25 protein-coding genes and 1 other annotated feature are annotated in these 22,089 nt (G+C 43.1%); of the genes, 22 read left to right on the top strand and 3 right to left on the bottom strand.

Going from position 1 to position 22,089, the window contains the following annotated elements; genetic code table 11:
- The first annotated feature begins 22 nt into the window (after positions 1–22).
- The 22 genes from ACZ47Z_RS12395 to sigF all read left to right on the top strand — a co-directional run bounded on the left by ACZ47Z_RS12395 (position 23) and on the right by sigF (position 20,532).
- A complete protein-coding gene (locus tag ACZ47Z_RS12395) occupies positions 23–544 on the top strand; it encodes a GlcG/HbpS family heme-binding protein (protein WP_117540814.1) in 522 nt (173 codons plus the stop codon).
- Positions 535–1,923, top strand: coding sequence for an aldehyde dehydrogenase family protein (locus tag ACZ47Z_RS12390; RefSeq protein WP_117568522.1), 1,389 nt, complete (start codon positions 535–537; stop codon positions 1,921–1,923). The genes ACZ47Z_RS12395 and ACZ47Z_RS12390 overlap by 10 nt, the downstream gene beginning before the upstream one ends.
- 14 nt (positions 1,924–1,937) lie before the next feature.
- Positions 1,938–3,152, top strand: coding sequence for a zinc-dependent alcohol dehydrogenase (locus tag ACZ47Z_RS12385; protein ID WP_015528233.1), 1,215 nt, complete (start codon positions 1,938–1,940; stop codon positions 3,150–3,152).
- A gap of 11 nt (positions 3,153–3,163) precedes the next feature.
- Entirely contained in the window at positions 3,164–3,514 is a 351-nt protein-coding gene (locus ACZ47Z_RS12380; protein WP_015528232.1) for a BMC domain-containing protein, read from the top strand.
- Between the two features lie 18 nt (positions 3,515–3,532).
- Positions 3,533–3,808: a BMC domain-containing protein gene (locus ACZ47Z_RS12375; RefSeq protein WP_009003872.1), complete on the top strand. Its 276-nt coding sequence runs from the start codon at positions 3,533–3,535 to the stop codon at positions 3,806–3,808.
- Positions 3,809–3,842: 34 nt separating this feature from the next.
- Entirely contained in the window at positions 3,843–4,127 is a 285-nt protein-coding gene (locus ACZ47Z_RS12370; RefSeq protein WP_020436527.1) for a BMC domain-containing protein, read from the top strand.
- A gap of 145 nt (positions 4,128–4,272) precedes the next feature.
- Complete coding sequence (locus ACZ47Z_RS12365) at positions 4,273–4,551, top strand: BMC domain-containing protein (RefSeq protein WP_054751816.1); 279 nt, start codon at positions 4,273–4,275, stop codon at positions 4,549–4,551.
- Positions 4,552–4,664: 113 nt separating this feature from the next.
- Positions 4,665–5,318, top strand: coding sequence for a phosphate propanoyltransferase (gene pduL, locus ACZ47Z_RS12360; protein ID WP_015528228.1), 654 nt, complete (start codon positions 4,665–4,667; stop codon positions 5,316–5,318).
- Positions 5,312–5,578, top strand: a complete 267-nt coding sequence (locus tag ACZ47Z_RS12355) for a EutN/CcmL family microcompartment protein (protein WP_015528227.1) — start codon at positions 5,312–5,314, stop codon at positions 5,576–5,578. The genes pduL and ACZ47Z_RS12355 overlap by 7 nt, the downstream gene beginning before the upstream one ends.
- A gap of 7 nt (positions 5,579–5,585) precedes the next feature.
- On the top strand, positions 5,586–6,932 hold the full coding sequence (locus ACZ47Z_RS12350) for an SLBB domain-containing protein (protein WP_015528226.1): 1,347 nt from the start codon (positions 5,586–5,588) through the stop codon (positions 6,930–6,932).
- Positions 6,925–7,473, top strand: coding sequence for a BMC domain-containing protein (locus ACZ47Z_RS12345; RefSeq protein ID WP_015528225.1), 549 nt, complete (start codon positions 6,925–6,927; stop codon positions 7,471–7,473). The genes ACZ47Z_RS12350 and ACZ47Z_RS12345 overlap by 8 nt, the downstream gene beginning before the upstream one ends.
- Positions 7,474–7,553: 80 nt before the next feature.
- Positions 7,554–8,324 (top strand): DeoR/GlpR family DNA-binding transcription regulator, encoded by a 771-nt coding sequence (locus ACZ47Z_RS12340; protein WP_054751588.1) that lies wholly within the window; start codon positions 7,554–7,556, stop codon positions 8,322–8,324.
- Positions 8,325–8,336: 12 nt separating this feature from the next.
- Entirely contained in the window at positions 8,337–9,485 is a 1,149-nt protein-coding gene (locus ACZ47Z_RS12335) for a 1-propanol dehydrogenase PduQ (protein ID WP_054751590.1), read from the top strand.
- Between the two features lie 189 nt (positions 9,486–9,674).
- On the top strand, positions 9,675–10,469 hold the full coding sequence (locus ACZ47Z_RS12330; RefSeq protein WP_226861182.1) for a glucosaminidase domain-containing protein: 795 nt from the start codon (positions 9,675–9,677) through the stop codon (positions 10,467–10,469).
- A gap of 132 nt (positions 10,470–10,601) precedes the next feature.
- Positions 10,602–10,879 (top strand) — a binding site (T-box leader).
- Positions 10,880–10,994: 115 nt separating this feature from the next.
- On the top strand, positions 10,995–13,640 hold the full coding sequence (locus ACZ47Z_RS12325; protein WP_464525604.1) for a valine--tRNA ligase: 2,646 nt from the start codon (positions 10,995–10,997) through the stop codon (positions 13,638–13,640).
- 147 nt (positions 13,641–13,787) lie between these two features.
- On the top strand, positions 13,788–16,007 hold the full coding sequence (locus ACZ47Z_RS12320; protein WP_117916387.1) for an LTA synthase family protein: 2,220 nt from the start codon (positions 13,788–13,790) through the stop codon (positions 16,005–16,007).
- Positions 16,004–17,302, top strand: coding sequence for a bifunctional folylpolyglutamate synthase/dihydrofolate synthase (locus ACZ47Z_RS12315; protein WP_117568527.1), 1,299 nt, complete (start codon positions 16,004–16,006; stop codon positions 17,300–17,302). Before ACZ47Z_RS12320 ends, ACZ47Z_RS12315 begins: the two co-directional genes overlap by 4 nt.
- A 6-nt stretch (positions 17,303–17,308) precedes the next feature.
- Positions 17,309–17,458, top strand: a complete 150-nt coding sequence (locus ACZ47Z_RS12310; protein WP_167549861.1) for a hypothetical protein — start codon at positions 17,309–17,311, stop codon at positions 17,456–17,458.
- Positions 17,459–17,478: 20 nt separating this feature from the next.
- Positions 17,479–18,954 carry a tetratricopeptide repeat protein gene (locus ACZ47Z_RS12305; RefSeq protein WP_464525603.1) on the top strand — a complete coding sequence of 492 codons (1,476 nt, stop codon included), beginning with the start codon at positions 17,479–17,481 and terminating at the stop codon, positions 18,952–18,954.
- Between the two features lie 101 nt (positions 18,955–19,055).
- Positions 19,056–19,367 (top strand): STAS domain-containing protein, encoded by a 312-nt coding sequence (locus ACZ47Z_RS12300; protein ID WP_015528217.1) that lies wholly within the window; start codon positions 19,056–19,058, stop codon positions 19,365–19,367.
- Positions 19,367–19,834 carry an anti-sigma F factor gene (gene spoIIAB, locus ACZ47Z_RS12295; protein WP_015528216.1) on the top strand — a complete coding sequence of 156 codons (468 nt, stop codon included), beginning with the start codon at positions 19,367–19,369 and terminating at the stop codon, positions 19,832–19,834. The genes ACZ47Z_RS12300 and spoIIAB overlap by 1 nt, the downstream gene beginning before the upstream one ends.
- Complete coding sequence (gene sigF, locus ACZ47Z_RS12290) at positions 19,813–20,532, top strand: RNA polymerase sporulation sigma factor SigF (RefSeq protein ID WP_054751597.1); 720 nt, start codon at positions 19,813–19,815, stop codon at positions 20,530–20,532. The genes spoIIAB and sigF overlap by 22 nt, the downstream gene beginning before the upstream one ends.
- Positions 20,533–20,535: 3 nt before the next feature.
- Here the strand turns inward: sigF and ACZ47Z_RS12285 are convergent, their stop codons facing one another.
- The 3 genes from ACZ47Z_RS12285 to ACZ47Z_RS12275 are packed head-to-tail and all read right to left on the bottom strand — an operon-like array spanning position 20,536 to position 21,903.
- Positions 20,536–20,955 (bottom strand): stage V sporulation protein AB, encoded by a 420-nt coding sequence (locus ACZ47Z_RS12285; RefSeq protein WP_054751599.1) that lies wholly within the window; start codon positions 20,953–20,955, stop codon positions 20,536–20,538.
- The gene (locus tag ACZ47Z_RS12280; RefSeq protein WP_117568531.1) at positions 20,952–21,590 is read right to left on the bottom strand and encodes a stage V sporulation protein AA; all 639 of its coding nucleotides are present in this window, start codon (positions 21,588–21,590) and stop codon (positions 20,952–20,954) included. The genes ACZ47Z_RS12285 and ACZ47Z_RS12280 overlap by 4 nt, the downstream gene beginning before the upstream one ends.
- Positions 21,580–21,903: a hypothetical protein gene (locus ACZ47Z_RS12275; protein ID WP_054751603.1), complete on the bottom strand. Its 324-nt coding sequence runs from the start codon at positions 21,901–21,903 to the stop codon at positions 21,580–21,582. Before ACZ47Z_RS12275 ends, ACZ47Z_RS12280 begins: the two co-directional genes overlap by 11 nt.
- Positions 21,904–22,089 lie beyond the last annotated feature (186 nt).

Genomic DNA, 22,089 nt, shown 5'->3' with positions numbered 1-22,089 from the left:
AGATTAGTAAAGGAGCAATGCTATGAATGAGCAGGAAATTACCAGTGCAGTTCAGGCTGTGCTGGATCAGATGAAGGAAGCAGCTCCACAACATACACACAAACATGTCTGTAAATGCAAAAAGCATCAGATGACATTGAAGCTTGCCAATGCCTTGATTGAAAAAGTTAAGGCAGAAGCGGCACGTGTGGGCGTGAATGCGGTTGTAGCAGTTTCCGACAAGGCAGGCAGACCTGTAGCCGTCCAGTGTATGGATGACGCCTACATAGCAAGCTTTGACATTGCGTTAAATAAGACATATACTTCCGCGAGCCTTAAGATGTCCACAGCAGAGTTAAGTCAGTTGAGTCAGCCGGGACAGCCGTTATACGGAATTCAGTTTACGAATGACGGTAAGATCGTGATCTTCGGGGGTGGAGAGGTACTCGAAGCTGATGGCAAGATCGTCGGTGCACTCGGAGTCAGCGGTGGAACTGCTGAGCAGGACACAGCAATCGCAGCTTACGGAAAACAAGTCTTCAAGGAGGTATTAGAGTGTCTATAAATGAACAGATGGTTCAGGACATCGTACAGGACGTTCTTGCAAAGATGCAGATCGCTTCTGATGTACAGGGAGACCGCGGTGTATTCAAGGATATGAACGAGGCCATTGAGGCAGCGAAAGCGTCCCAGAAGATCGTGGCTAAGATGTCACTGGATCACAGAGAGAAAGTTATCTCCAACATCCGTAAAAAGATCATGGAGAATGCAGAAATCCTGGCCCGTATGGGAGTTCAGGAGACTGGCATGGGAAATGTCGGACATAAAATTTTAAAACACCAGCTGGTAGCTGAGAAGACTCCGGGAACAGAGGATATCACTACACAGGCATGGTCAGGAGACAGGGGTCTTACATTGATCGAGATGGGACCGTTCGGAGTAATCGGAGCGATTACACCTTGTACAAACCCAAGTGAGACAGTTCTCTGTAACACAATCGGAATGTTCGCAGGTGGAAATACAGTAGTATTCAACCCACATCCGGCAGCAATCAAAACATCAATCTATGCAGTTAATCTTCTGAACGAAGCATCTGTTGAGGCTGGTGGACCGGACAACATTGCTTGTACAGTAGAGCATCCGACACTTGAGACAAGTAACATCATGATGAAACATCCTGCAATTCAGCTGATCGCTGCAACAGGAGGTCCGGGAGTTGTTACAGCAGTTCTTTCTTCAGGAAGAAGAGGAATCGGAGCTGGAGCAGGTAACCCACCGGCACTCGTTGATGAGACAGCAGATATCCGTAAGGCAGCTGAGGACATTGTAAACGGATGTACATTTGATAACAACCTTCCGTGTATCGCAGAAAAAGAGATTGTTGCAGTTGATTCTATCGCTGATGAACTGATGCACTACATGGTAAATGAGCAGGGATGCTACCTGGCTTCCAAGGAAGAGCAGGATGCACTGACAAATGTAGTTCTTGCAGGCGGAAAGCTGAACAGAAAATGTGTTGGACGTGATGCAAAGACACTGCTTGGAATGATCGGAGTTACAGTTCCGGACAATATCAGATGTATTACATTTGAAGGACCAAAGGAACATCCGCTGATCGCAACAGAGCTTATGATGCCAATTCTTGGTGTAGTAAGAGCGAAAGATTTCGACGATGCTGTAGAGCAGGCTGTATGGCTTGAGCATGGCAACAGACATTCCGCTCACATTCACTCCAAGAATGTAGATCGTATTACAAAATATGCAAAAGCAATTGACACAGCAATTCTTGTTAAGAACGGACCATCCTATGCGGCACTTGGATTCGGAGGCGAAGGCTTCTGTACATTTACAATTGCCAGCAGAACTGGTGAAGGACTTACAAGCGCAAGCAGCTTCACAAAGAGAAGACGTTGCGTAATGACAGACAGCTTATGTATAAGATAACGGAGGTATAGACAATGGAAATGAATTCTGCTAATGTAGAAGCTGTTGTAAAACAGGTACTTGAGAGCATGCTGGAAAAGAAAGTTCCAGAAGCAGCTCCGGCACAGAAAGCAGCAGGAAATGAAATTCCAAAGACAGCTCATGTAGCTATGCTTACAGCACTTGAGCATTTTGAGATCAAAGAGTATCCGATGCCGGAAGTTGGTGACGGAGATATTCTTGTTAAAGTTGAAGGATGTGGTGTTTGTGGAACAGACGCTCACGAATTCAAGAGAGACCCATTCAGCCTTATTCCTGTAGTACTCGGACATGAGGGAACAGGTGAGATCGTTAAGATGGGTAAAAACGTTAAAGTTGACAGCGCTGGAAAAGCTCTGAATCTTGGAGATAAAGTTGTTACATGTATGATCTTCAAGGATGATCCGGAGATCACAATGTACGACCTCAACAAACAGAACGTAGGCGGAGCTGATGTATACGGACTTCTTCCAGACGATGATGTTCATCTGAATGGATGGTTCTCAGATTACATCCTGATCCGTGAGGGATCTACAGTATTCAACGTAAGTGATCTGGATCTGAAATCCCGTGTACTGATCGAGCCATGTGCAGTACTTGTACATGCAGTAGAAAGAGCTAAGACAACAGGAATCTTAAGATTCAACAGCAGAGTTGTTGTTCAGGGATGTGGACCAATCGGACTGATCTGTATCGCAGTTCTTCGTACAATGGGTATTGAGAATATCGTAGCTGTAGACGGAGAGCAGAAGAGACTTGACTTTGCTAAGAGAATGGGAGCTGAGAAGTCAGTTAACTTCAAAGATTTCCAGGGAATCGATGCACTTGCACAGGGAGTAAAAGATGCATTCGGCGGACATGCTGCTGACTTCGCATTCCAGTGTACAGGATCACCGATCGCTCATGCAAACATTTACAAATTCATCCGCAATGGTGGTGGACTTTGTGAGCTTGGATTCTTTATCAATGGTGGAGATGCAACAATCAACCCACACTTCGATCTTTGCTCAAAAGAGATCACACTGGTTGGCTCATGGGTATACACTCTGAGAGATTATGCAACTACATTTGATTTCCTTAAGAGAGCAAAAGCAATCGGACTTCCGATGGATGATCTGATCACACACGAGTTCCCGCTCGAGCAGATCAATGAGGCTCACCAGACAAACCTGGCTATGAAAGGTCTTAAGATTGCAATCATCAACAAATAAGGTGAGAGAGTATGGAAGCAGTAGGTATGCTGGAAGTATTTGGACTTGCAACAGCATTTGCAGCGGCTGACGCCGGATGTAAAGCAGGAAATGTAAGACTGGAGAACTTCGATAAAAATAAACCTGCGAATGCAGACGAATTGCCTGTACCGTTGATCGTAATGGTCAAGTTCCGCGGACAGGTTGCAGATGTGGAGGCAGCACTTGAGGCTGCTACAGCGAAAGCAGAGTCAATGACAGGAATTGTCACAAAGTATAAGATCTCAAGACCGACTGAGGACACTGAGAAGATGCTTAAGCTTAACGCATTTGATAAAGGAACACCACATAAAGTAACAGACGAAGAAGTCGAAGAAATTTAGGAGGATATTACAATGGCAATGGCACAGCTTGCATTAGGAATGGTAGAAACAAGAGGACTTACAGCAGCAATCGAGGCTGCAGATGCAATGACAAAAGCAGCAGAGGTTACACTTGTAGGAACAGAGAAAATCGGATCCGGACTTGTAACAGTTATGGTTCGTGGAGATGTTGGAGCTGTTAAAGCAGCAGTTGAGACAGGTGCTGACGCAGCTGGAAGACTTGGAGAACTCGTAGCTACACACGTAATCCCAAGACCACACAACGACGTTGAGAAGATCCTTCCTACAGTATAGTTTGAAGTCAAACAGCTAGAAAAGGAGCAGTCTCATGGGAAAAGCGTATGGATTCTTTGAAATCCCAAGCGTTACGGCAGCAGTGGTAGCCGTGGATATCATGTGCAAGACTGCTGATGTGCAGTTCGTTACATGGGAGAAAAAACTGGGTGGAAGACTTGTCACGATCATAATTCGTGGTGATGTATCCGCAGTTGCGCAGGCCATTGAAGCTGCCGAGCAGAATGGAATCAAAAAACCAGTGAGCACAGTAGTGATCCCAAGTCCTCACGAGGAGATCTTGAGAATCATTAACACAAGTGTAAACAAGGTTGTATAGGAGGCAGCTACAGATGGCAGACGAAAAAGAAAAGAAAACAACAACAGCCAAAGCGCCAGCCAAAACTGTACGCAGAGTAAAAAAGACGGCGCAAAAGGTAGAAACGGTTCAGAAGAAACCGGAAGTTCAGAAGGAGGAACGCAGAATGTCACAGGAAGCATTAGGAATGGTTGAAACAAGAGGACTTGTAGCATCTATCGAGGCAGCAGATTCAATGTTAAAGGCTGCTAACGTAGCACTCGTTGGAACAGAGAAGATCGGATCCGGTCTTGTAACAGTTATGGTTCGTGGAGACGTTGGAGCAGTTAAATCAGCAGTTGAGTCTGGAGCAGAGTCAGCAGGAAGACTTGGAGAGCTTGTAGCTACACATGTAATCCCAAGACCACATACAGATGTTGAGAAGATTCTTCCACAGATCAAATAATAGTCAAAGGTAAATAAAACCGGTACTTTCAGGGGATTAAGCGCCGGGCGCTGATCCCCTGAGAGTGCTTAAATAAGTAAGTGGAGCAATCCACTTTGCGAGGAGACACAAATATGGATAACAGTAATGTGGAATTAATTACAAAAATGGTTCTCGAAGCAGTAGAGAAAAAGAATGCTGCTCAGTCTGGAGAAGGTTTTCTCGTTCCAATCGGAGTGTCCGCAAGACATATCCATCTCACACAGGAGCATGTCGAGATTCTGTTTGGAGAAGGCTACCATCTTACAAAGTTCAAAGAACTTATGGGTGGACAGTTTGCATCAAACGAAAAGGTTACAATTGTTGGTCTTAAATTAAGAGCAATCGAGAATGTAAGAGTTCTTGGACCAGTCAGAAAGAATACTCAGGTAGAGATTTCTGCAACAGATGCAATCAGCCTCGGTGTAAAAGCACCAATCAGAGAATCAGGAAATATTGCAGGAAGCGCACCAATCGCGATCATCGGACCAAAAGGTGCAGTGTATCTGAACGAGGGATGCATTGTTGCGAAGAGACATATTCACATGGCTCCGAAAGATGCGATGGCAGCAGGAGTTCATGATGGTGATATCGTATCTGTAAAAGCAGATAATGAGAGAGGAACCATCTTTAACAACGTACAGATCCGTGTAGATGACAGCTTTACACTTGAGATGCACATCGATACAGATGAAGCAAATGCAGCGCAGATTAAGAGCGGGGATACCGTGAGGATTGTATCATGTTAATGGGAAAAGTTGTTGGCAGTGTTGTATCAACACGCAAGAATGAAAACTTAGTCGGAAATAAATTCATGATTGTAGAAGTGGCAGATCATATGCGTCAGGGAGCAAAACAGATCATTGCAATCGATAAGATCGGCGCAGGAATCGGCGAATACGTTCTGGTTGTACAGGGAAGTGCTGCGAGAATCGGAAGTGGTATGCCGGAAGCACCGATCGATGCTGCAATCGTTGGAATTATTGACGAAGGATTAGGACTGGAGTAGTGAAATTATGGATATGAAAGAATTAAGCAGCATATTGCAGCAGAACGGTATCGTTGGTGCTGGTGGTGCAGGCTTTCCTACATATGCTAAATTAGATGAACGTGCAGAGACAATCATTCTGAACTGTGCAGAGTGTGAGCCACTGCTTCGACTTCACAGACAGCTCCTTGAGAAATATGCAAAGGAGATCATTGATACATTTCATATGATCGGCGAGACAGTCGGTGCGAAAGAAGTCATCATTGGTATTAAGAAAGCTTACACAGCAACGATCGAAGCTGTAAAGGCCGTTATGGGACAGTATCCGGAAGTAAGACTTGGACTGTTGGATGAAGTATATCCGGCAGGTGATGAGGTTGTTCTTATTTATGAGACAACAGGTAAAGTTGTAAGACCGGGCGGACTTCCAATCGAAAGCGGCGTAGCTGTATTCAACGTAGAGACAGTTTACAATGTATACAGAGCACTGAATGAGAAGACACCCGTTGAGGACAAGCTTGTATCAGTAGTAGCTGAGGTAGAGCACCCGATCACAGTTCGTGTTCCAATCGGAACACCACTGGAAGAGGTAGTAGCTCTTGCCGGCGGTGTAACTACAAAAGATGCAGTTTACTTCGTTGGTGGACCTATGATGGGTAATATCGGAACAGGAGCGCAGCCTGTTACAAAGACAACAAATGCAATCCTTGTTCTTCCGAAAGACCATCACATCATTCAGAAGAAATTAAAGAAAAACTCAATCGATATGAAGAGAGCAGCAGCTTGCTGTTGCCAGTGTACAATGTGTACAGACTTATGTCCAAGACATCTGTTAGGACATCCGATTGAGCCAAATAAATTTATGCTTGCAGCAACATGCAAGGATGTACAGGAGCCGAACATCTTCATCAATACGTTGTTCTGCTCATCCTGCGGACTTTGTGAGATGTATTCCTGTTTCCAGGGACTTTCACCAAGAAGTCTTATGGCAGAGTACAAGGGAGGTCTTCGTGCAAACGGAATCCGTCCTCCGAAAGTAGAAGCAAAACCTGTAGGACCGGAAAGAGAATACAGAAAAGTTCCGATGGAGAGACTTATGGCGCGTCTTGATCTTACGAGATATAACCGTGAAGCACCGCTTGATGAATCAGCAGTGCCGGTTAAGACAGTACGTATTCTGTTAAGTCAGCATATTGGAGCACCTGCTTCTGCAATTGTGAAAGCAGGCGACATGGTAACTAAAGGACAGATGATTGCTGAACCAGGAAAGGGATTAAGCGTTGGAATCCACGCATCCGTGAATGGTTTAGTTACAGAAGTAAATGAGAAATATATTGTCATAGAATCTCAGGAAGGACGTGCAGGCAATGAGTAAGGCTATTGGAATGGTAGAATATAAGACTGTTTCAGCAGGTATTACCGCAGCTGATGCTATGGTAAAGACTTCTGAAGTCAGCATAATCGAAGCACAGACAGTATGTCCGGGCAAATATATCGCGATCATTACAGGTGACTTAAGTGCCGTTAAAGCAGCAGTGGATAATGCAAAAGAGATGCATGGTCTTCACCTGATCGACAGTTTTGTGCTCGGTAATCCGCACGAGTCCATCTTCCCGGCAATCTACGGTGCTGCACATATTGAAGACGTATCCGCTCTTGGTATTATGGAGACATACGATGCATCTTCAATTATTGTAGCTGCTGATGAGGCTGCGAAGACGGCTATCGTTGATTTGATCGAGCTTCGTATCGCACGTGGTATGTGCGGAAAATCCTACATGCTGCTCACTGGTGAAGTGGCTGCTGTAGAAGCTGCAATCGAAAAAGCTAAGGAAGCAATCAAAGATAGAGGAATGTTCCTTGACTCTTCCGTTATTGCTCATCCGGATGCTCAGATTCGCGACGCAATCTTATAATGAACTCTGCTTTAATGTCTGAGGGAATTATAGTTCAATACCAGTAACATTATATTGGACTTAGGACAGGAGGCAGTTAGATGCTTGCGATAGAGAGAAGAAATGAAATATTAGAAAAACTGCAGAACGACAGACGAGTTGTAGTAAGTGAATTAAGCCAGATTTATGAGGTCTCTGAGGAAACAATCCGAAGGGATCTCGATAAACTGGTTCAGGACGGTTTCGCCATAAAAAGCTATGGTGGTGCCGTAATTAATGAAAATGTGAATATTGAGCTTCCGTTCAACATCAGAAAGAATCGCAATATTGTTGGTAAACAGCATATTGCGGAGCTTGTGAGTGAACAGATCAAAGACGGGGACAGCATCATGCTTGATGCAAGTTCTACAGCAGTGTATGTTGCAAAGACGCTTCTCGAACGGGGAAAGAAGAATCTTACCGTGCTCACGAACTCTGTTGAGATTATCATAGAGCTTTTTGGGGCACAGGATTGGAAAGTTCTTTCAACAGGTGGAGAGTCAAGAGAAGGCTCCTTTGCTCTGGTAGGTTATCAGACAGACAGGATGCTTCGTACTTATCATGTAGATAAGGCAATTATCTCTGCAAAGGGAGTTGATATGAACGCAGGACTTACAGATTCAGATGATCTGCATGCGAATAATAAGCGAACAATGTTGACAAGAGCAAAGGAAAGAATTCTTGCGATTGACAGCAGTAAGTTCGATCAAGTAGCATTTGCTGAGATAGGATCATTAGACCAGATTACAACTGTGATCACAGATGCGAAGCCGGAGACAAGATGGCTTCAGCATTTTGAAAAGATTGGTGTAAAATGTATCTATCCAAAGTAAGGAAGGGCAGTTATGAAAAGCTTTCAGATTAAAACTAGAGTAAATTTTGGAGATAATGCGCTGGATCGACTGGCAGAAGTGCCATATAAGAAGATCCTGATCGTTACAGACCCATTTATGGCGAAAAGCAAAAATCTGAACCTGATTCTCGATCCAATCAAAAAAGCAGGTAAGGAATATGATATCTTTCAGGATATTGTTCCGGATCCACCGATTGAGAAGATCAGTCTCGGTGTTAAGAAGATGCTTGAATATAAGCCGGATGCAATTGTTGCAGTTGGTGGCGGATCAGCAATTGACTCCTCCAAGTCAATCCGTGAATTTGCACTTCGCGTAGATCATTACGCAGAGGTAGGGCTGATTGCAATTCCAACAACAAGCGGTACAGGATCAGAGGTAACTTCATTTGCCGTTGTATCAGACCCGGCAGAGCAGAGAAAATATCCACTTGTATCCTGGGAATTGACACCGGACGAGGCAATCCTCGATGCAGAACTTGTAAAGAGTGTGCCAGCGGCGATTACAGCAGATACAGGAATGGACGTATTTACACACGCACTTGAAGCATGTGTAAGTACAGAGAGAAGCGATTTCTCAACAGCACTTGCAGAGAAATCAATTGAGTTGGTTGGAGTATTTCTTCTCAGAGCATATCTGGATGGAAATGATACTCATGCACGTCAGAAGATGCATTCTGCATCCTGTCTGGCAGGATTGGCATTCAACTCAGCATCTCTCGGACTGAACCATGGTATGGCTCATCAGTTAGGTGCAAAGTTCCACATCCCACACGGACGTGCGAACGCAATGCTTCTTCCACATATCATTGAATTCAACAGTGATATCAATAAACATAGTAAGAGTCAGAAAGAATATCTTCCGGCTGTTAAGCGTTATGCAACCGTAGCTCAGATCCTTGGACTGAGCAGCTACAATGAGATTATGACAGTCAGATCACTTGTAAACTGGGTACAGTTTATGTTAAAAGAGATGGATATTCCGCTGTCAATCTCTCAGATGGGTACAATCTCAGAGGAAGAGTACTTCAATGCAATCGACAGTATGGCAGATGCCGCACTCGAGGATGGATGTACAGCAACAAACCCGAGAGTACCAAATAAGGAAGATGTTATTGAAATCTACAAGAAATTGTGGAAATAATAAGTGTAAAAAGAAGTAAAAAAGAAGCTGCGTATTGTAGCTTCTTTTTTTACACTCTCTTTTGCTTCTATTTTTAGGCATGTTTTTAAAGTTCTCGGGTAACGGTACCTATTTATTAATTGAGTGTTATCTGAAAGAATTGTTGTATATACTATATCAAATACCTGGGAAATGGACAGGAAGCGCGAAATGAAATTACCTATTTATATAGAAGCAGCAATGGGAGTTTTTCTGGTAGTGATTCTGGCAATGGCAGGAAGAAACGGAATGATTCCTCAGAACCAGAAAAATAATGTTATGAAACAGTCAGAAGTAGAACAGAAATCAGATTATGACATGCAAAATGAAAAGGAAGCAGTTGCGGAAGAGGCAACAGATTCGATAGAAGAAGTTGCACAGACTGACAGCATAGCAATAACAGCACAGATGTGTTCTCCGGCCGGACAGTATCCGGTCATGGGGGAGAGTGTTGTTACGGTGGATGAACTTGCAGATTATTTCAATCAATCGGGATACGAATATCCGTCGGAAGAACTGGCAAAAGGTGGAGCAGATACCATAGAAACATTCTGCCAGATCTACTGTGAAGAAGCAGAGGCAGAAGACATCCGGGCAGAGGTTGCATTTACTCAGGCAATGAAAGAGACCGGCTTTCTTCAGTTTGGTGGAGATGTAAGTATTGAACAGTTTAATTTTGCCGGAATAGGAACAACCGGTGGAGGAGTGCCGGGGAATTCTTATCCGGATGTCAGAACAGGAGTGCGGGCACAGATCCAGCATCTGAAGGCCTATGCGACAGATGAACCGCTGAATCAGACTTGCGTGGATAACCGTTATGAATATGTGAAAAAAGCTTCCGCACCTTATGTACAATGGCTGGGACAGAAAGAGAACCCGGAAGGAGCCGGTTGGGCGACAGGAGAGAACTACGGGTATGATATTGCAGGGATGTTGCAACATTTACTTTTAAAAGAGCAAGGTTAAGAAGATATGGCTGGACTTCCGGCGGTGGTTATGATATTTTAAGATTTCTTAAAGAAAGGGAAATCCCTTGACAAATCAGCCTTTGACAGCTATAGTAGTAACAGTTAAAAAGTATTTAACAACTATGTAAAGATACAGGTGTTGAAGAAGAGGAGTACATCATTACTTCCCACAGAGAGAACCGTTCAGATTGCTAAGAGGATCTGGCTGTGAGACGGTTTGGAAAAAGGATGATGGAAGGTAGCTTCGGAGCCGGAATTCTGAAAGGTCGAAGAGGTTGGATAGGAGTTCCCGGAGTCGTTCACGTTACAGAACGAAGAGATGTATATGTAAAGAACAAGGTTAATACAAACAGTAACAAGTTCTTACATATATAAATAAGGTGGTACCGCGAGATTTTCGCCCTTTACGTGAAGTAGAGGGCGTTTTCTAGTTATAGAAGAAAGAGATATCCACTTTTAAAACAATGAGATTGTGGAAAACAACTACAAAATTAACATAATATGTGGAAAAAGGAGAACAATCATGAGCAAAGAACTCGCAAAGACTTACGATCCGAAACAGATCGAAGAGAAACTCTATGAGAGATGGTGTGAGAACAAGTATTTTCATGCTGAAGTAGACAGAAGTAAGAAACCATTTACAACAGTAATGCCGCCTCCGAATATTACAGGAAAGCTGCATATGGGACATGCACTTGATAATACACTGCAGGATATTCTGATCCGTTACAAGAGAATGGAAGGATATAACGCACTGTGGATTCCGGGAACAGACCATGCAGCAATCTCTACAGAGGTTAAGGTTACAAATCAGCTCAAAGAAGAGGGAATCGACAAGAAAGAACTCGGACGTGAGGGATTCCTTGAGAGAACATGGCAGTGGAAAGAAGAGTACGCAGGAACAATCGAGAACCAGCTGAAGAAGCTTGGTATTTCCTGCGACTGGGACAGAGAGCGTTTCACAATGGACGAGGGATGTTCCAAAGCTGTAGAAGAAGTATTCATCAACTTATACAACAAGGGATATATTTACAAAGGTTCCAGAATCATCAACTGGTGTCCGAAATGTAAGACATCTCTGTCAGACGCAGAGGTAGAGCATGAGGATCAGGACGGAAACTTCTGGCATATTAAGTACCCGATCGTCGGAACAGACCGTTTCCTTGAGATTGCAACAACACGTCCGGAGACACTGCTTGGAGATACAGCGATCGCCGTTCACCCGGATGATGAGAGATACAAAGATATCGTAGGAAAGATGGCAATCCTTCCGCTTGTAAATCGTGAGATTCCGATCGTTGCAGATTATTATGTAGACAAAGAATTCGGAACAGGTGCTGTTAAGATCACACCGGCACATGACCCGAACGATTTCGAAGTAGGAAAGCGTCACAACCTTCCGGAAATCAATATCATGAACGATGATGCAACAATCAACGAGAAGGGCGGAAAATACGCAGGAATGGATCGTTACGAGGCGAGAAAAGCAATCGTAGCTGATCTTGATGAGCAGGGATACCTTGTAAAGGTTGTTCCTCACATGCATGCAGTAGGAACACATGACCGTTGTGGTACAACCGTTGAGCCGCTGATCAAACAGCAGTGGTTTGTAAAGATGGATGAGCTTGCAAAACCGGCGATCAACGCACTGAAGACTGGTGAACTTCGTTTCGTACCGGAGCGTTTTGACAAGATTTACCTTCACTGGCTTGAGAATATCAAAGACTGGTGTATCTCCCGTCAGATCTGGTGGGGACACAGAATTCCGGCTTATTACTGTGATGAGTGCGGTGAATTTGTAGTTGCGAAAGAAGCGCCGGAGAAATGCCCACACTGTGGATGTACACATTTCACACAGGATGAAGATACACTTGATACATGGTTCTCTTCAGCATTGTGGCCGTTCTCCACACTTGGATGGCCGGAGAAGACAGAAGACCTTGACTACTTCTATCCGACAGACGTTCTTGTAACTGGATATGATATCATCTTCTTCTGGGTAATCCGTATGGTATTCTCAGGATATGAGCATACAGGAAAAGCTCCGTTTAACACAGTACTGATCCACGGTCTTGTAAGAGACTCTCAGGGACGTAAGATGAGTAAGTCTCTTGGAAATGGTATCGATCCGCTTGAGATCATCGACAAGTACGGTGCAGATGCCCTGAGGCTGACACTGATCACAGGAAATGCACCTGGTAACGATATGCGTTTTTACAACGAGCGTGTTGAGGCAAGCCGTAACTTTGCAAACAAAGTATGGAATGCATCAAGATTTATCATGATGAACATGGAGAAGAACATTGTAGAAGAACCGGAAGACTTCGTGCTCAAACCGGCAGACAGATGGATTCTTTTCAAGGTAAACAGCCTGACAAAAGAAATGACAGAGAACATGGATAAGTTCGAACTCGGTATCGCAGTCCAGAAGGTGCATGACTTTATCTGGGATGAGTTCTGTGACTGGTATGTAGAAATCGCAAAATATCGTATCTACCATGCGGAGGAAGATTCTCAGTCCGCAAACTGTGCTCTGTGGGTACTTAAGACAGTACTTGGACAGGCACTGAAGCTTCTTCATCCATTTATGCCATTTATCACAGAAGAGATTTATGGAGCACTTGTACCGGAGGAAGAGTCACTGATGATGTCAAGCTGGCCGGTATACAGAGAGGATTGGGAGTTCCCATATGCTACAGAAGTTATTGAGCATGTAAAAGCAATCACACGCGGAATCAGAAATATGCGTGCTGAGATGAATGTTCCGAATAACAAACGTACAAAGGTTTATATTATCAGCAGTGATTCAAAACTGCTTACAGCACTTGAAGTATTCAAGGAATCTGTAAAACCGTTGATGCTGGCAAACGATATTATTCTTCACTATGAGAAGAAAGATGTTGCTGATGATGCAGTATCTATCGTTGTTCCGGGAGCAACAGTTTACCTGCCGCTGGAAGACCTTGTAGACTTCGAGCAGGAGAGAGAAAGACTGAAGAAAGAGGAAGAGAGACTCAACAGCGAGATAAAGAGAGCACAGGGAATGCTTGCAAATGAAAGATTCACAAGCAAAGCACCTGCAGATAAAGTTCAGGCTGAGCGTGATAAACTTGAGAAATATACAAAGATGCTTGAGCAGGTAAAAGAGAGAATCGATAGTCTCAGATAACTGTGGGGGGAGAAAAGCTGCAAAAAAGCAGGAAACTGTAAACAGCAGTTTAGACACAGTATCAGGTATTAGACGGCAAAAAGTCGCACGGCAGAAAGGAGCTAAGATCCCATGCCGTGCATTTTGCCTATAAGAAAGAGGTTATAGATGAAGCGGATTCATATTAAAAAACCAGATGTCAAAGGATTTTTTACAAAGGTCAAAAATCTGAAACCAGAAGATATCAAGAGACACTATCAAGAGAAAAAAGCAAGACGCCAGAGGATCCTGGAAGAAAGAAGAAACAGTAAATTTGCGAAGAAGATGCAGCCGGTTTATAAGTGGATGAACAGATTTTCACTCGTTCTTCACTATCTGCTGGCCTGTGTTTTGAACTTTTTGATCGAGGTGATCTCAAGGCATTCCTTTTTTGAAGCATGGAGCTACATGACAGGAACACCACTCGTGTTTTTGTTTAACGCATTTTTAATATTTGCAACATTTATGATTGTGTATTTGTTCCGCAGACGTGTATTTGTCAGAATCCTTCTCTGTGTATTCTGGCTGTTTCTGGGAGCATGTAACGGGTATCTGCTCCTGAAGCGAGTGACACCGTTCAATGCGCAGGACTTGAAAGTTCTGTCAGATGCTTTGGAACTGACAAGCAATTACTTTAATGGCTTTGAGATCGTGATGCTAACCATTGGAATCGTTGCTGTTGTTTTGTGGGTGATTTCCATGTGGCGCCGCGGTGGGCAGTATACTGGAAAGATGCACCGCATTATTGCAGTGATCGCTGTTGTGGCATCCGGATTTGCCTATGTAGGGCTTACTGATGTTGCAATCGACAAGAGAGTGATCTCAAATTATTTTGGAAATATCGCATTTGCTTATGAAGACTATGGATTTCCATATTGCTTCGCAGCAAGTTTATTTAATACAGGAATCAATCAGCCGGCCGGTTACAGTGAAGAGACGATGGCGGAGATTAACAAGGATGGATGTCTTAACGTGAGTGAGACAAGCCGTTCGAAAGAGGAGCTGCCGAATATCATGTTTGTCCAGTTGGAATCTTATTTTGATCCGACAGAGGTAGAATGGCTGCGATTTTCCGAGGATCCGATCCCAAATCTCAGAAAGCTTTATGCTGACTATTCTTCCGGATATTTTAAAGTTCCATCTGTCGGAGCAGGTACAGCGAATACAGAGTTCGAGGTGCTTACCGGAATGAATATGCGTTTCTTCGGACCGGGAGAGTATCCATACAAGACTTATGTGAAGACGACACCTCTTGAGAGTGCGGCAAGTGCGCTTTCATCCCTTGGATATGGTGCAGAGGCACTTCACAACAACGGCGGTAATTTCTACAGTCGTGCCAAAGTATACAACAACATGGGATTCGACCATTATACAAGTAAGGAATTCATGAATATCTTAAAGACGACTCCGAAGGGATGGGCGACAGACGATATTCTTGTTCCGAACATCATGGAGTCTTTGGACACAACAGACGGAACAGACTTTGTATGTACGATCAGTGTGCAGGGACATGGAGATTATCCGACAGAGCCGACCTTGGAAAATCCGGAGATCAATGTAACCGGAGTGGAAGATGAAGGCAAGAGAAATGCATGGGAGTACTATGTAAATGAAGTCCATGAGATGGACAAATTCGTTGGACAGCTGATCGATGCAATCGAGCAGAGAGGGGAACCGACAGTGCTCGTATTCTACGGAGACCATCTCCCGACACTTGGTCTGGAAGCAAAAGACCTGAAAGGAAAATATCTGTACAATACGAATTATGTTATCTGGGACAATATTGGACTGGAAAAGAAAGATGGGAATATCGCTGCTTACCAGATTATGGCAGAAGTCTTTGATCGTTTGGATATTCATACAGGAACTATTTTCAATTACCATCAGCAGAGAAGACAGACAAAGAATTATCTTGCTGATCTGGAATTACTCCAGTATGATATCATGTACGGAAAACAGTATGTATACAAGGACAGTGGAGCTCCAATCACAGAAGGACATATGGTCATGGGGGTAAAGGATGCGACGATCACCAGTGTTGTGGAGCAGCTGAAAGGAACTTATAGCATTTACGGAGAGAACTTTACAAAACAAAGTAAGGTTTATATCAACGGAGAGAAGCAGACAACAAAATTCCTGAACAATACAAGACTGGATCTGAAAGAGTCAGAAATCAAAGATGGCGATCAGATCATGGTTGCGCAGTGCGGTTCAAGCAATACAATCTTCCGTACATCGAAGACTTATGAATATACAGGAGGCCAGCTTGTAGAAGTGACAGACCAGGATACGGATGTTGAGAATGGAAGACAGGCCTTTGTAGAACAAAAGGAAGAAAAGAAAAAATGACCTATAAGGAAATCGTAACCTATATAGAAGAAATTCCGAGATTTACAAGAAAGCACTCTCTGGCTCATACCAGAGAGATGCTTCTGTTTTTGGGAAATCCGCAGAATGGAAAGAAGATCATTCATGTAGCGGGAACGAATGGAAAAGGTTCTGTATGCGCTTATCTGGATGCGATGCTCAGGGCAGAAGGAAAAAGCACCGGATTGTTTACTTCACCGCATCTGGTGAAAATGAATGAACGGATTGTTCTGAACGGAAAGCAGATCAGTGATGAGGATTTCTGCGAAGTATTTGAAGAGACCATGCAGGCTGTCCGCAAGATGCAGGATGCAGGATTGGAGCATCCGACATTTTTCGAATTCTTATTTGCAATGGCGATGAAAGCTTATGACAGAGCAGGAATGGAATACATTGTCCTTGAGACAGGACTTGGAGGTCGGCTGGATGCAACAAGTTCTGTAGAACCGGTCGCCTGCGTGATCACATCGATCGGACTGGATCATATGGAATATCTTGGTGATACAGTGGAACAGATTGCGGGAGAGAAAGCAGGAATCATCCGGCCGGAAGTTCCGGTGTTCTTTGCACAGACAGCACCGGGAAGTGATTCTGTAATTGAAAAAACAGCAGAAAAAGAAGGCTGTTTCTGTAAAAAAATAGGGAAAGATGCGTACGAAATTCTTGGAATTGAAGATAAACATATTGCATTTTCCTGCGCAAGTGCTTATTATGGAACTACCACGTGGAAATTAAATAATATTGGAACCTATCAGCCGGGGAATGCACTGCTTGCGATGGAAGTGATGCGTTATCTTTTCAAAGAAAACGGTCATCTACAAGAGTGGAGAACAGCACTTGCAAGGGTGAAATGGGCAGGAAGAATGGAAGAGATTCTTCCAAAAGTATACGTTGACGGAGCACATAATGTGAGTGCCATTCAGGCATTTGCAAGAAGTGTTCCGAAGAATCCAGATGGAAATATTATTTTATTTTCGGCGGTAAAAGATAAAGAATATGAAGAAATGATTTCGTATCTATGTAAACATGCTGATGCGGAAGAATATGTAGTAACATTGATCGACGGAGATCGTGCGACAGACGCACACATTCTGGGTGAACTGTTCCGGAAATATACAGAACAGCCGGTGACTGTGATTGAATCTGTCAAAGAGGCAATGCAGTATGTATTGCGGATTCAGGGGAGAAGAACGGTATATTGTCTCGGATCTCTTTACCTGACAGGAATGATCAAAGAGATTATACAGGAATCTTTAAGCGGATGTGGGGAGGTTTGATTGCAGATGCTTAATTATGAAGAAGAACTCAAAAAATTCAAGCCAAGTCTCGAGGTGGACCAGATTGAGGAAGCTGTTTACAAGGAAGATCTGACAGATATGCAGGATATCGTAAAAGAGGTTATGGCAAAGAAAGAAAAAACGGTGAGAAGATAGAAAGATAGTGGTGGGTATAAATGGATTACACAAAGAAGATCATGTATCAGTCAAATTCCTGGTACAATGATGGACTGCGCAAAGCCCAGGTGAGAGATATGTCCGGGGCAATTGTTTCCTTGCAGCAGAGCCTGCAGTATAACAGGGAGAATATTGCGGCGCGGAATCTTTTAGGTCTTGTGTATTATGGCATAGGGGAAGTTTCAGAAGCTCTTGTGGAGTGGATCATCAGTAAGAATCTGTGCCCAAGAGACAATATTGCAGATTATTATATTAAAAATGTACAGAATTCAGCGAATGAATTAGAATCACTGAATCAGGCAATTAAGAAGTTTAACCAGTGTCTGGTTTACTGTCAGCAGAACGGGGAAGATCTTGCGATCATCCAGTTGAAACAGGTGATCGCGTCTCATCCGACATTTTTGAAGGCGTATCAGCTTCTGGCTCTGATCTATATACAGATGAATCAGAATACAAAGGCAAGACAGATTCTTATAGAAGCAAAGAAATTAGATACAACAAATGAACTGACACTGACCTATTTGCAAGAAGTTACAAAACAGCGTGGCAGATATGGGAAGAATGCAGAGAGAAGTTTCCGGAAACCAAAAAGTGCGACAGTAGAATACAGTCTTGGAAATGAGACGATCATTCAGCCGAAACGTTCTAAGATCCGGGATATGGCACAGCAGCTTGCATTTGCCAATATATTGATCGGAATGGTTCTTGGTGCTGCTTTGATCTGGTTTCTTGTTGCTCCGGCGGTGAATCAGAACCGCTCGGAGAAGTTAAATAATCAGATGCGTGCATACAGTGAACAAATCAACACACTGGAAGCACAGGTGAGTGCCCAGACAAGAACACTGGATCAGTATCGAACAGCCGGAGACGAGGCACAGAAAGCAGTTGATCAGGCAAAGGCAACATCTGACAGCTATGAGAAACTGCTTCAGGTTTCAAGTCAGAGCCGTTCCGGAGAATATAGTTATACGGATATGGCAGACGCGCTGCTTGAGATTACTAGAGATTCTCTTGGAGACAGTGGAAAAGAGATGTATGATACACTTTCTGATTCTATTTTCCCAACAGCATGCAGGAGAAGATATGCAGCCGGTGTAGATTCACTGGAATCAGAGGACTATGATCAGGCGATTGAGTACCTGACAAAGGTTGTGAAGATGGACGAAAGTTATAATGATGGACAGGCTATTTATCGTTTGGCACAGGCTTATCAGGGAAAAGGTGATACAGAGAATGCAAAGACCTGGTATCAGAAGATGGTAGATACTTATAATAATTCCAGATATATTGAGGATGCGAAAAAGCAGCTTGCAATTCTGAATGGAGATGCCAGTGCAGATACAAGTTCAGATACAAGTGCAGATAGTAGTTCAGTATCAGAGGACTCTGAAAATTCCGATGACTCCAATAGCTATGATAATTCTCAGGATAATGGAGATTACGATAATTCTGACAATACAGAGGATAACGAATAAGATTACGAAGGAAAAGGATATGCGAAGAAGCATATCCTTTTTTAGCGTACAGATTCAGGTAATTAAACGGAAAATGAGAAAAGCAGGAGGCATGAAAATATATGAGATATCAGGTAGAGGAAAATTGTCTGACGATCTATCTTCCAAGAGAGGTAGACCATCATAATGCAGATGAAATAAGGAAAGAAGCGGATGCAGTGATCAGCAGAAATCATATCAGATATGTGATCTTTGACTTTGACAGGACAGATTTTATGGATAGTTCAGGAATTGGAATCATTATGGGGAGGTATAAGACCGTCAGTCTGATCGGAGGAGAAGTCTGGGCGGTACATACGAACGAAAGAATCCGGAAGATTCTTACATTTTCAGGAGCAGCAAAGATTATGCAGATTTATGAGGGGGAAAAGTGATGGAGGCGAGTAATACACAGAATAATGAGATGGAGATCCGCTTTGACAGCAGATCAGAAAATGAGGGATTTGCCAGAGTATCGGTAGCATCCTTTTTAACACAACTCAACCCAACGGTGGAAGAAGTAGCAGATGTGAAGACTGCAGTGTCAGAAGCTGTAACAAATGCGATTATCCACGGATATGAACAGAGAGTAGAGAAAGTAAAGATACATTGTAGTATAGAAAACCAGCTTTTTACAGTAGAAATATCGGACCGTGGAAAAGGTATTGCAAATGTGGAAAAAGCAATGGAACCGATGTTTACAACAAAACCGGAGGATGATCGGTCAGGAATGGGATTTTCTTTTATGGAAGCATTTATGGATACTGTGGAAGTAGAGTCAAAGGTAGGGGAAGGAACCAGTGTAAAAATGACTAAGACAATAGGTAAAGGGAGCAGAATATGGACGACACAATCGCTTTAATCAGAAAGTCACATGACGGAGATAAAAAAGCGAGAGAAGAACTTGTCGAGAAAAATATAGGTCTTATCTGGTGCGTAGTAAAGCGATTTTATGGAAGAGGTGCAGAACCGGAAGACTTGTTTCAGATTGGAAGCATTGGACTGCTTAAGGCAATTGATAAATTTGATCTTTCTTATGAAGTACAGTTTTCAACCTATGCTGTTCCAATGATATCAGGAGAAATCAGGCGTTTTTTGAGAGACGACGGAATGATAAAAGTCAGCCGTTCATTGAGAGAGCTGTCCTATAAGAGTCTGCAGGCGAGAGAAAAGATGACCAGGATACTCGGGAGAGAACCGACATTGAAAGAATTATCAGAAGAGCTTCAGATAGATTGTGAGGAGATCGTCCAGGCAATGGAGTCTTCAGTGGAGGTAGAATCCATATATAAGCCGATCCATCAGAAAGAGGGAAGCGAGATTCTTCTGATGGATAAGCTGGAAGAAAAAGACAGACAGGAAGAAAAGGTGCTTGACCGGATTGTATTAAAAGAAGTACTGGAAACACTTGAAGCGAAGGAACGGACGATCATTTATCTGAGATATTTTGCAGGAAAGACGCAGGCTGAGATAGGAAAGAAAATGGGAATGTCTCAGGTGCAGGTGTCAAGGACAGAAAAAAAGGTGCTGGAGCGGATGCGGAAAGAAATGAAGCGGTAGAGTTTACCATCTTTTCCAGAAAAACAATCCAGCTCCGATTCCTTTCCCTAATGCAACCATTACCACAAACACTGCAAGATACCGGACAATTCTTGCCCGTCTCATAAAAATAGGAAACACATTCAATATTTCTGCAAGTGCCATTGCCCAGCAACCAACAAAAATCCCTCCGAAAAGTCCATAAATTGTAAGAAATATCATCTTTCCAGGAAGATTAACTTCAAAAATCTGAAACAGGTTTCCGAGGATCGCACCGGCTGCTACCATATCTTCATAAATTAAAATATGATTGCCGGTATGGGTACGATCTGCAAAATCTGAGATCACACCAAGTTCCACAATGAAAGAAAAGACACCGCCAGCTACTACCATTCCGGCACTTAAACCAAGCAATGCCAGGAAAATTGTCTGCAACAAGTTCATTTTCCGACCTCCAGTTCTTTCTTTTGCCGTGCTGCATTTTCCACCAGAGTTGTCTGGATATCATTTTCATAAAGACGCATCTGTATTTCCATCGGTGTAGGATCTACTGTAAAGCGTTTCTTACCAAAGTGATTAAAAAATATTAGAATTCCGATTGCAAGCCCTATGGAATACGTGACTTCCAGAACAGAAAAACCATCTGTCTTCTTTCCCATGATCAGTTCATAAATCTGACCAAATAGCTTCGTTACCCCAACATCATTATTGAATGCCATGATCGAGAAGGCAGATCCAAAGAAAATCACTGCTGATACCAGCACTACTTTTAAAATGTGCCAAAGAAGAGGTGGTGTTTTCTGATTTTCATAAGTAACGATAATATCTGTTTCGCCCAGATTCTGAATCTCCAGCCGGGGATACTGTTCATGAATACAGGCAATGATTTTCAACACGGAAATTACATAGCGCTGTTCTTTTTCCTCCCGGATCTTCAAGATCCGCAAAGTTTTTACTTTCATCAGGATGGTCTTGTCTGAACACTCCATACTCAGGAGATCTCCTAACATGATGTTTTGCTTTGATACCTCAACATTCCTGTCTGCTTTGAGATAAAGAGTTGTTGATTCAGATGCCATGGACGATCACCTCCAGTTTCTTATTCGGAGCAGAATATTTGTTACTGTTCACACGATGTGCGACCAGCAACGCATCTCGCCATTTTAAATCGCCTTTGGCGATGGGGCGAGATGCATTCAAGTCAAAACGCGCATCCTCCGTGTCAATCAGCGGAGTGATTGACACGGGAGTGAACAGTAACGAATATTTCACAAGATATCCTTCATCATTTTGCATTTTTTTCTGTCCATTCCAATAAAACAGACCAATAACAACTGCGCATAGTAAAAGGATTATTAAAGCAAACCATCTCTTTTTCGCTCTGTTTTTCATTTCATCAGACCTCCTGAAGTGTTTTTTTCTATTATTTGGTAACTGTTCAGAGCCAAGCAAAATTTCAAAAAACAGGTATAAAATGCTTGCATTTTTAAAACTGTTTTTGAAATTTTATTTGGCGGATACGCCACACCGACGAAATGCGTAGCATTTTGGAGGTTGGCTCTGAACAGTTACATTATT

It is taken from the genome of Mediterraneibacter faecis, assembly GCF_055383675.1.
The sequence above is the reverse complement of the archived record's forward strand: the minus strand, read 5'-3'. Positions and strand labels throughout refer to the sequence as shown.

Bases quoted from the DNA above. Each gene is read 5' to 3' on its own strand.
- ACZ47Z_RS12395 (WP_117540814.1), top strand. From the start codon at position 23: ATGAATGAGCAGGAAATTACCAGTGCAGTTCAGGCTGTGCTGGATCAG.
- ACZ47Z_RS12385 (WP_015528233.1), top strand. From the start codon at position 1,938: ATGGAAATGAATTCTGCTAATGTAGAAGCTGTTGTAAAACAGGTACTT.
- ACZ47Z_RS12380 (WP_015528232.1), top strand. From the start codon at position 3,164: ATGGAAGCAGTAGGTATGCTGGAAGTATTTGGACTTGCAACAGCATTT.
- ACZ47Z_RS12375 (WP_009003872.1), top strand. From the start codon at position 3,533: ATGGCACAGCTTGCATTAGGAATGGTAGAAACAAGAGGACTTACAGCA.
- ACZ47Z_RS12370 (WP_020436527.1), top strand. From the start codon at position 3,843: ATGGGAAAAGCGTATGGATTCTTTGAAATCCCAAGCGTTACGGCAGCA.
- ACZ47Z_RS12365 (WP_054751816.1), top strand. From the start codon at position 4,273: ATGTCACAGGAAGCATTAGGAATGGTTGAAACAAGAGGACTTGTAGCA.
- pduL (WP_015528228.1), top strand. From the start codon at position 4,665: ATGGATAACAGTAATGTGGAATTAATTACAAAAATGGTTCTCGAAGCA.
- ACZ47Z_RS12355 (WP_015528227.1), top strand. From the start codon at position 5,312: ATGTTAATGGGAAAAGTTGTTGGCAGTGTTGTATCAACACGCAAGAAT.
- ACZ47Z_RS12350 (WP_015528226.1), top strand. From the start codon at position 5,586: ATGGATATGAAAGAATTAAGCAGCATATTGCAGCAGAACGGTATCGTT.
- ACZ47Z_RS12345 (WP_015528225.1), top strand. From the start codon at position 6,925: ATGAGTAAGGCTATTGGAATGGTAGAATATAAGACTGTTTCAGCAGGT.
- ACZ47Z_RS12340 (WP_054751588.1), top strand. From the start codon at position 7,554: ATGCTTGCGATAGAGAGAAGAAATGAAATATTAGAAAAACTGCAGAAC.
- ACZ47Z_RS12335 (WP_054751590.1), top strand. From the start codon at position 8,337: ATGAAAAGCTTTCAGATTAAAACTAGAGTAAATTTTGGAGATAATGCG.
- ACZ47Z_RS12330 (WP_226861182.1), top strand. From the start codon at position 9,675: ATGAAATTACCTATTTATATAGAAGCAGCAATGGGAGTTTTTCTGGTA.
- ACZ47Z_RS12325 (WP_464525604.1), top strand. From the start codon at position 10,995: ATGAGCAAAGAACTCGCAAAGACTTACGATCCGAAACAGATCGAAGAG.
- ACZ47Z_RS12320 (WP_117916387.1), top strand. From the start codon at position 13,788: ATGAAGCGGATTCATATTAAAAAACCAGATGTCAAAGGATTTTTTACA.
- ACZ47Z_RS12315 (WP_117568527.1), top strand. From the start codon at position 16,004: ATGACCTATAAGGAAATCGTAACCTATATAGAAGAAATTCCGAGATTT.
- ACZ47Z_RS12310 (WP_167549861.1), top strand. From the start codon at position 17,309: ATGCTTAATTATGAAGAAGAACTCAAAAAATTCAAGCCAAGTCTCGAG.
- ACZ47Z_RS12305 (WP_464525603.1), top strand. From the start codon at position 17,479: ATGGATTACACAAAGAAGATCATGTATCAGTCAAATTCCTGGTACAAT.
- ACZ47Z_RS12300 (WP_015528217.1), top strand. From the start codon at position 19,056: ATGAGATATCAGGTAGAGGAAAATTGTCTGACGATCTATCTTCCAAGA.
- spoIIAB (WP_015528216.1), top strand. From the start codon at position 19,367: ATGGAGGCGAGTAATACACAGAATAATGAGATGGAGATCCGCTTTGAC.
- sigF (WP_054751597.1), top strand. From the start codon at position 19,813: ATGGACGACACAATCGCTTTAATCAGAAAGTCACATGACGGAGATAAA.
- ACZ47Z_RS12285 (WP_054751599.1), bottom strand. From the start codon at position 20,955: ATGAACTTGTTGCAGACAATTTTCCTGGCATTGCTTGGTTTAAGTGCC.
- ACZ47Z_RS12280 (WP_117568531.1), bottom strand. From the start codon at position 21,590: ATGGCATCTGAATCAACAACTCTTTATCTCAAAGCAGACAGGAATGTT.
- ACZ47Z_RS12275 (WP_054751603.1), bottom strand. From the start codon at position 21,903: ATGAAAAACAGAGCGAAAAAGAGATGGTTTGCTTTAATAATCCTTTTA.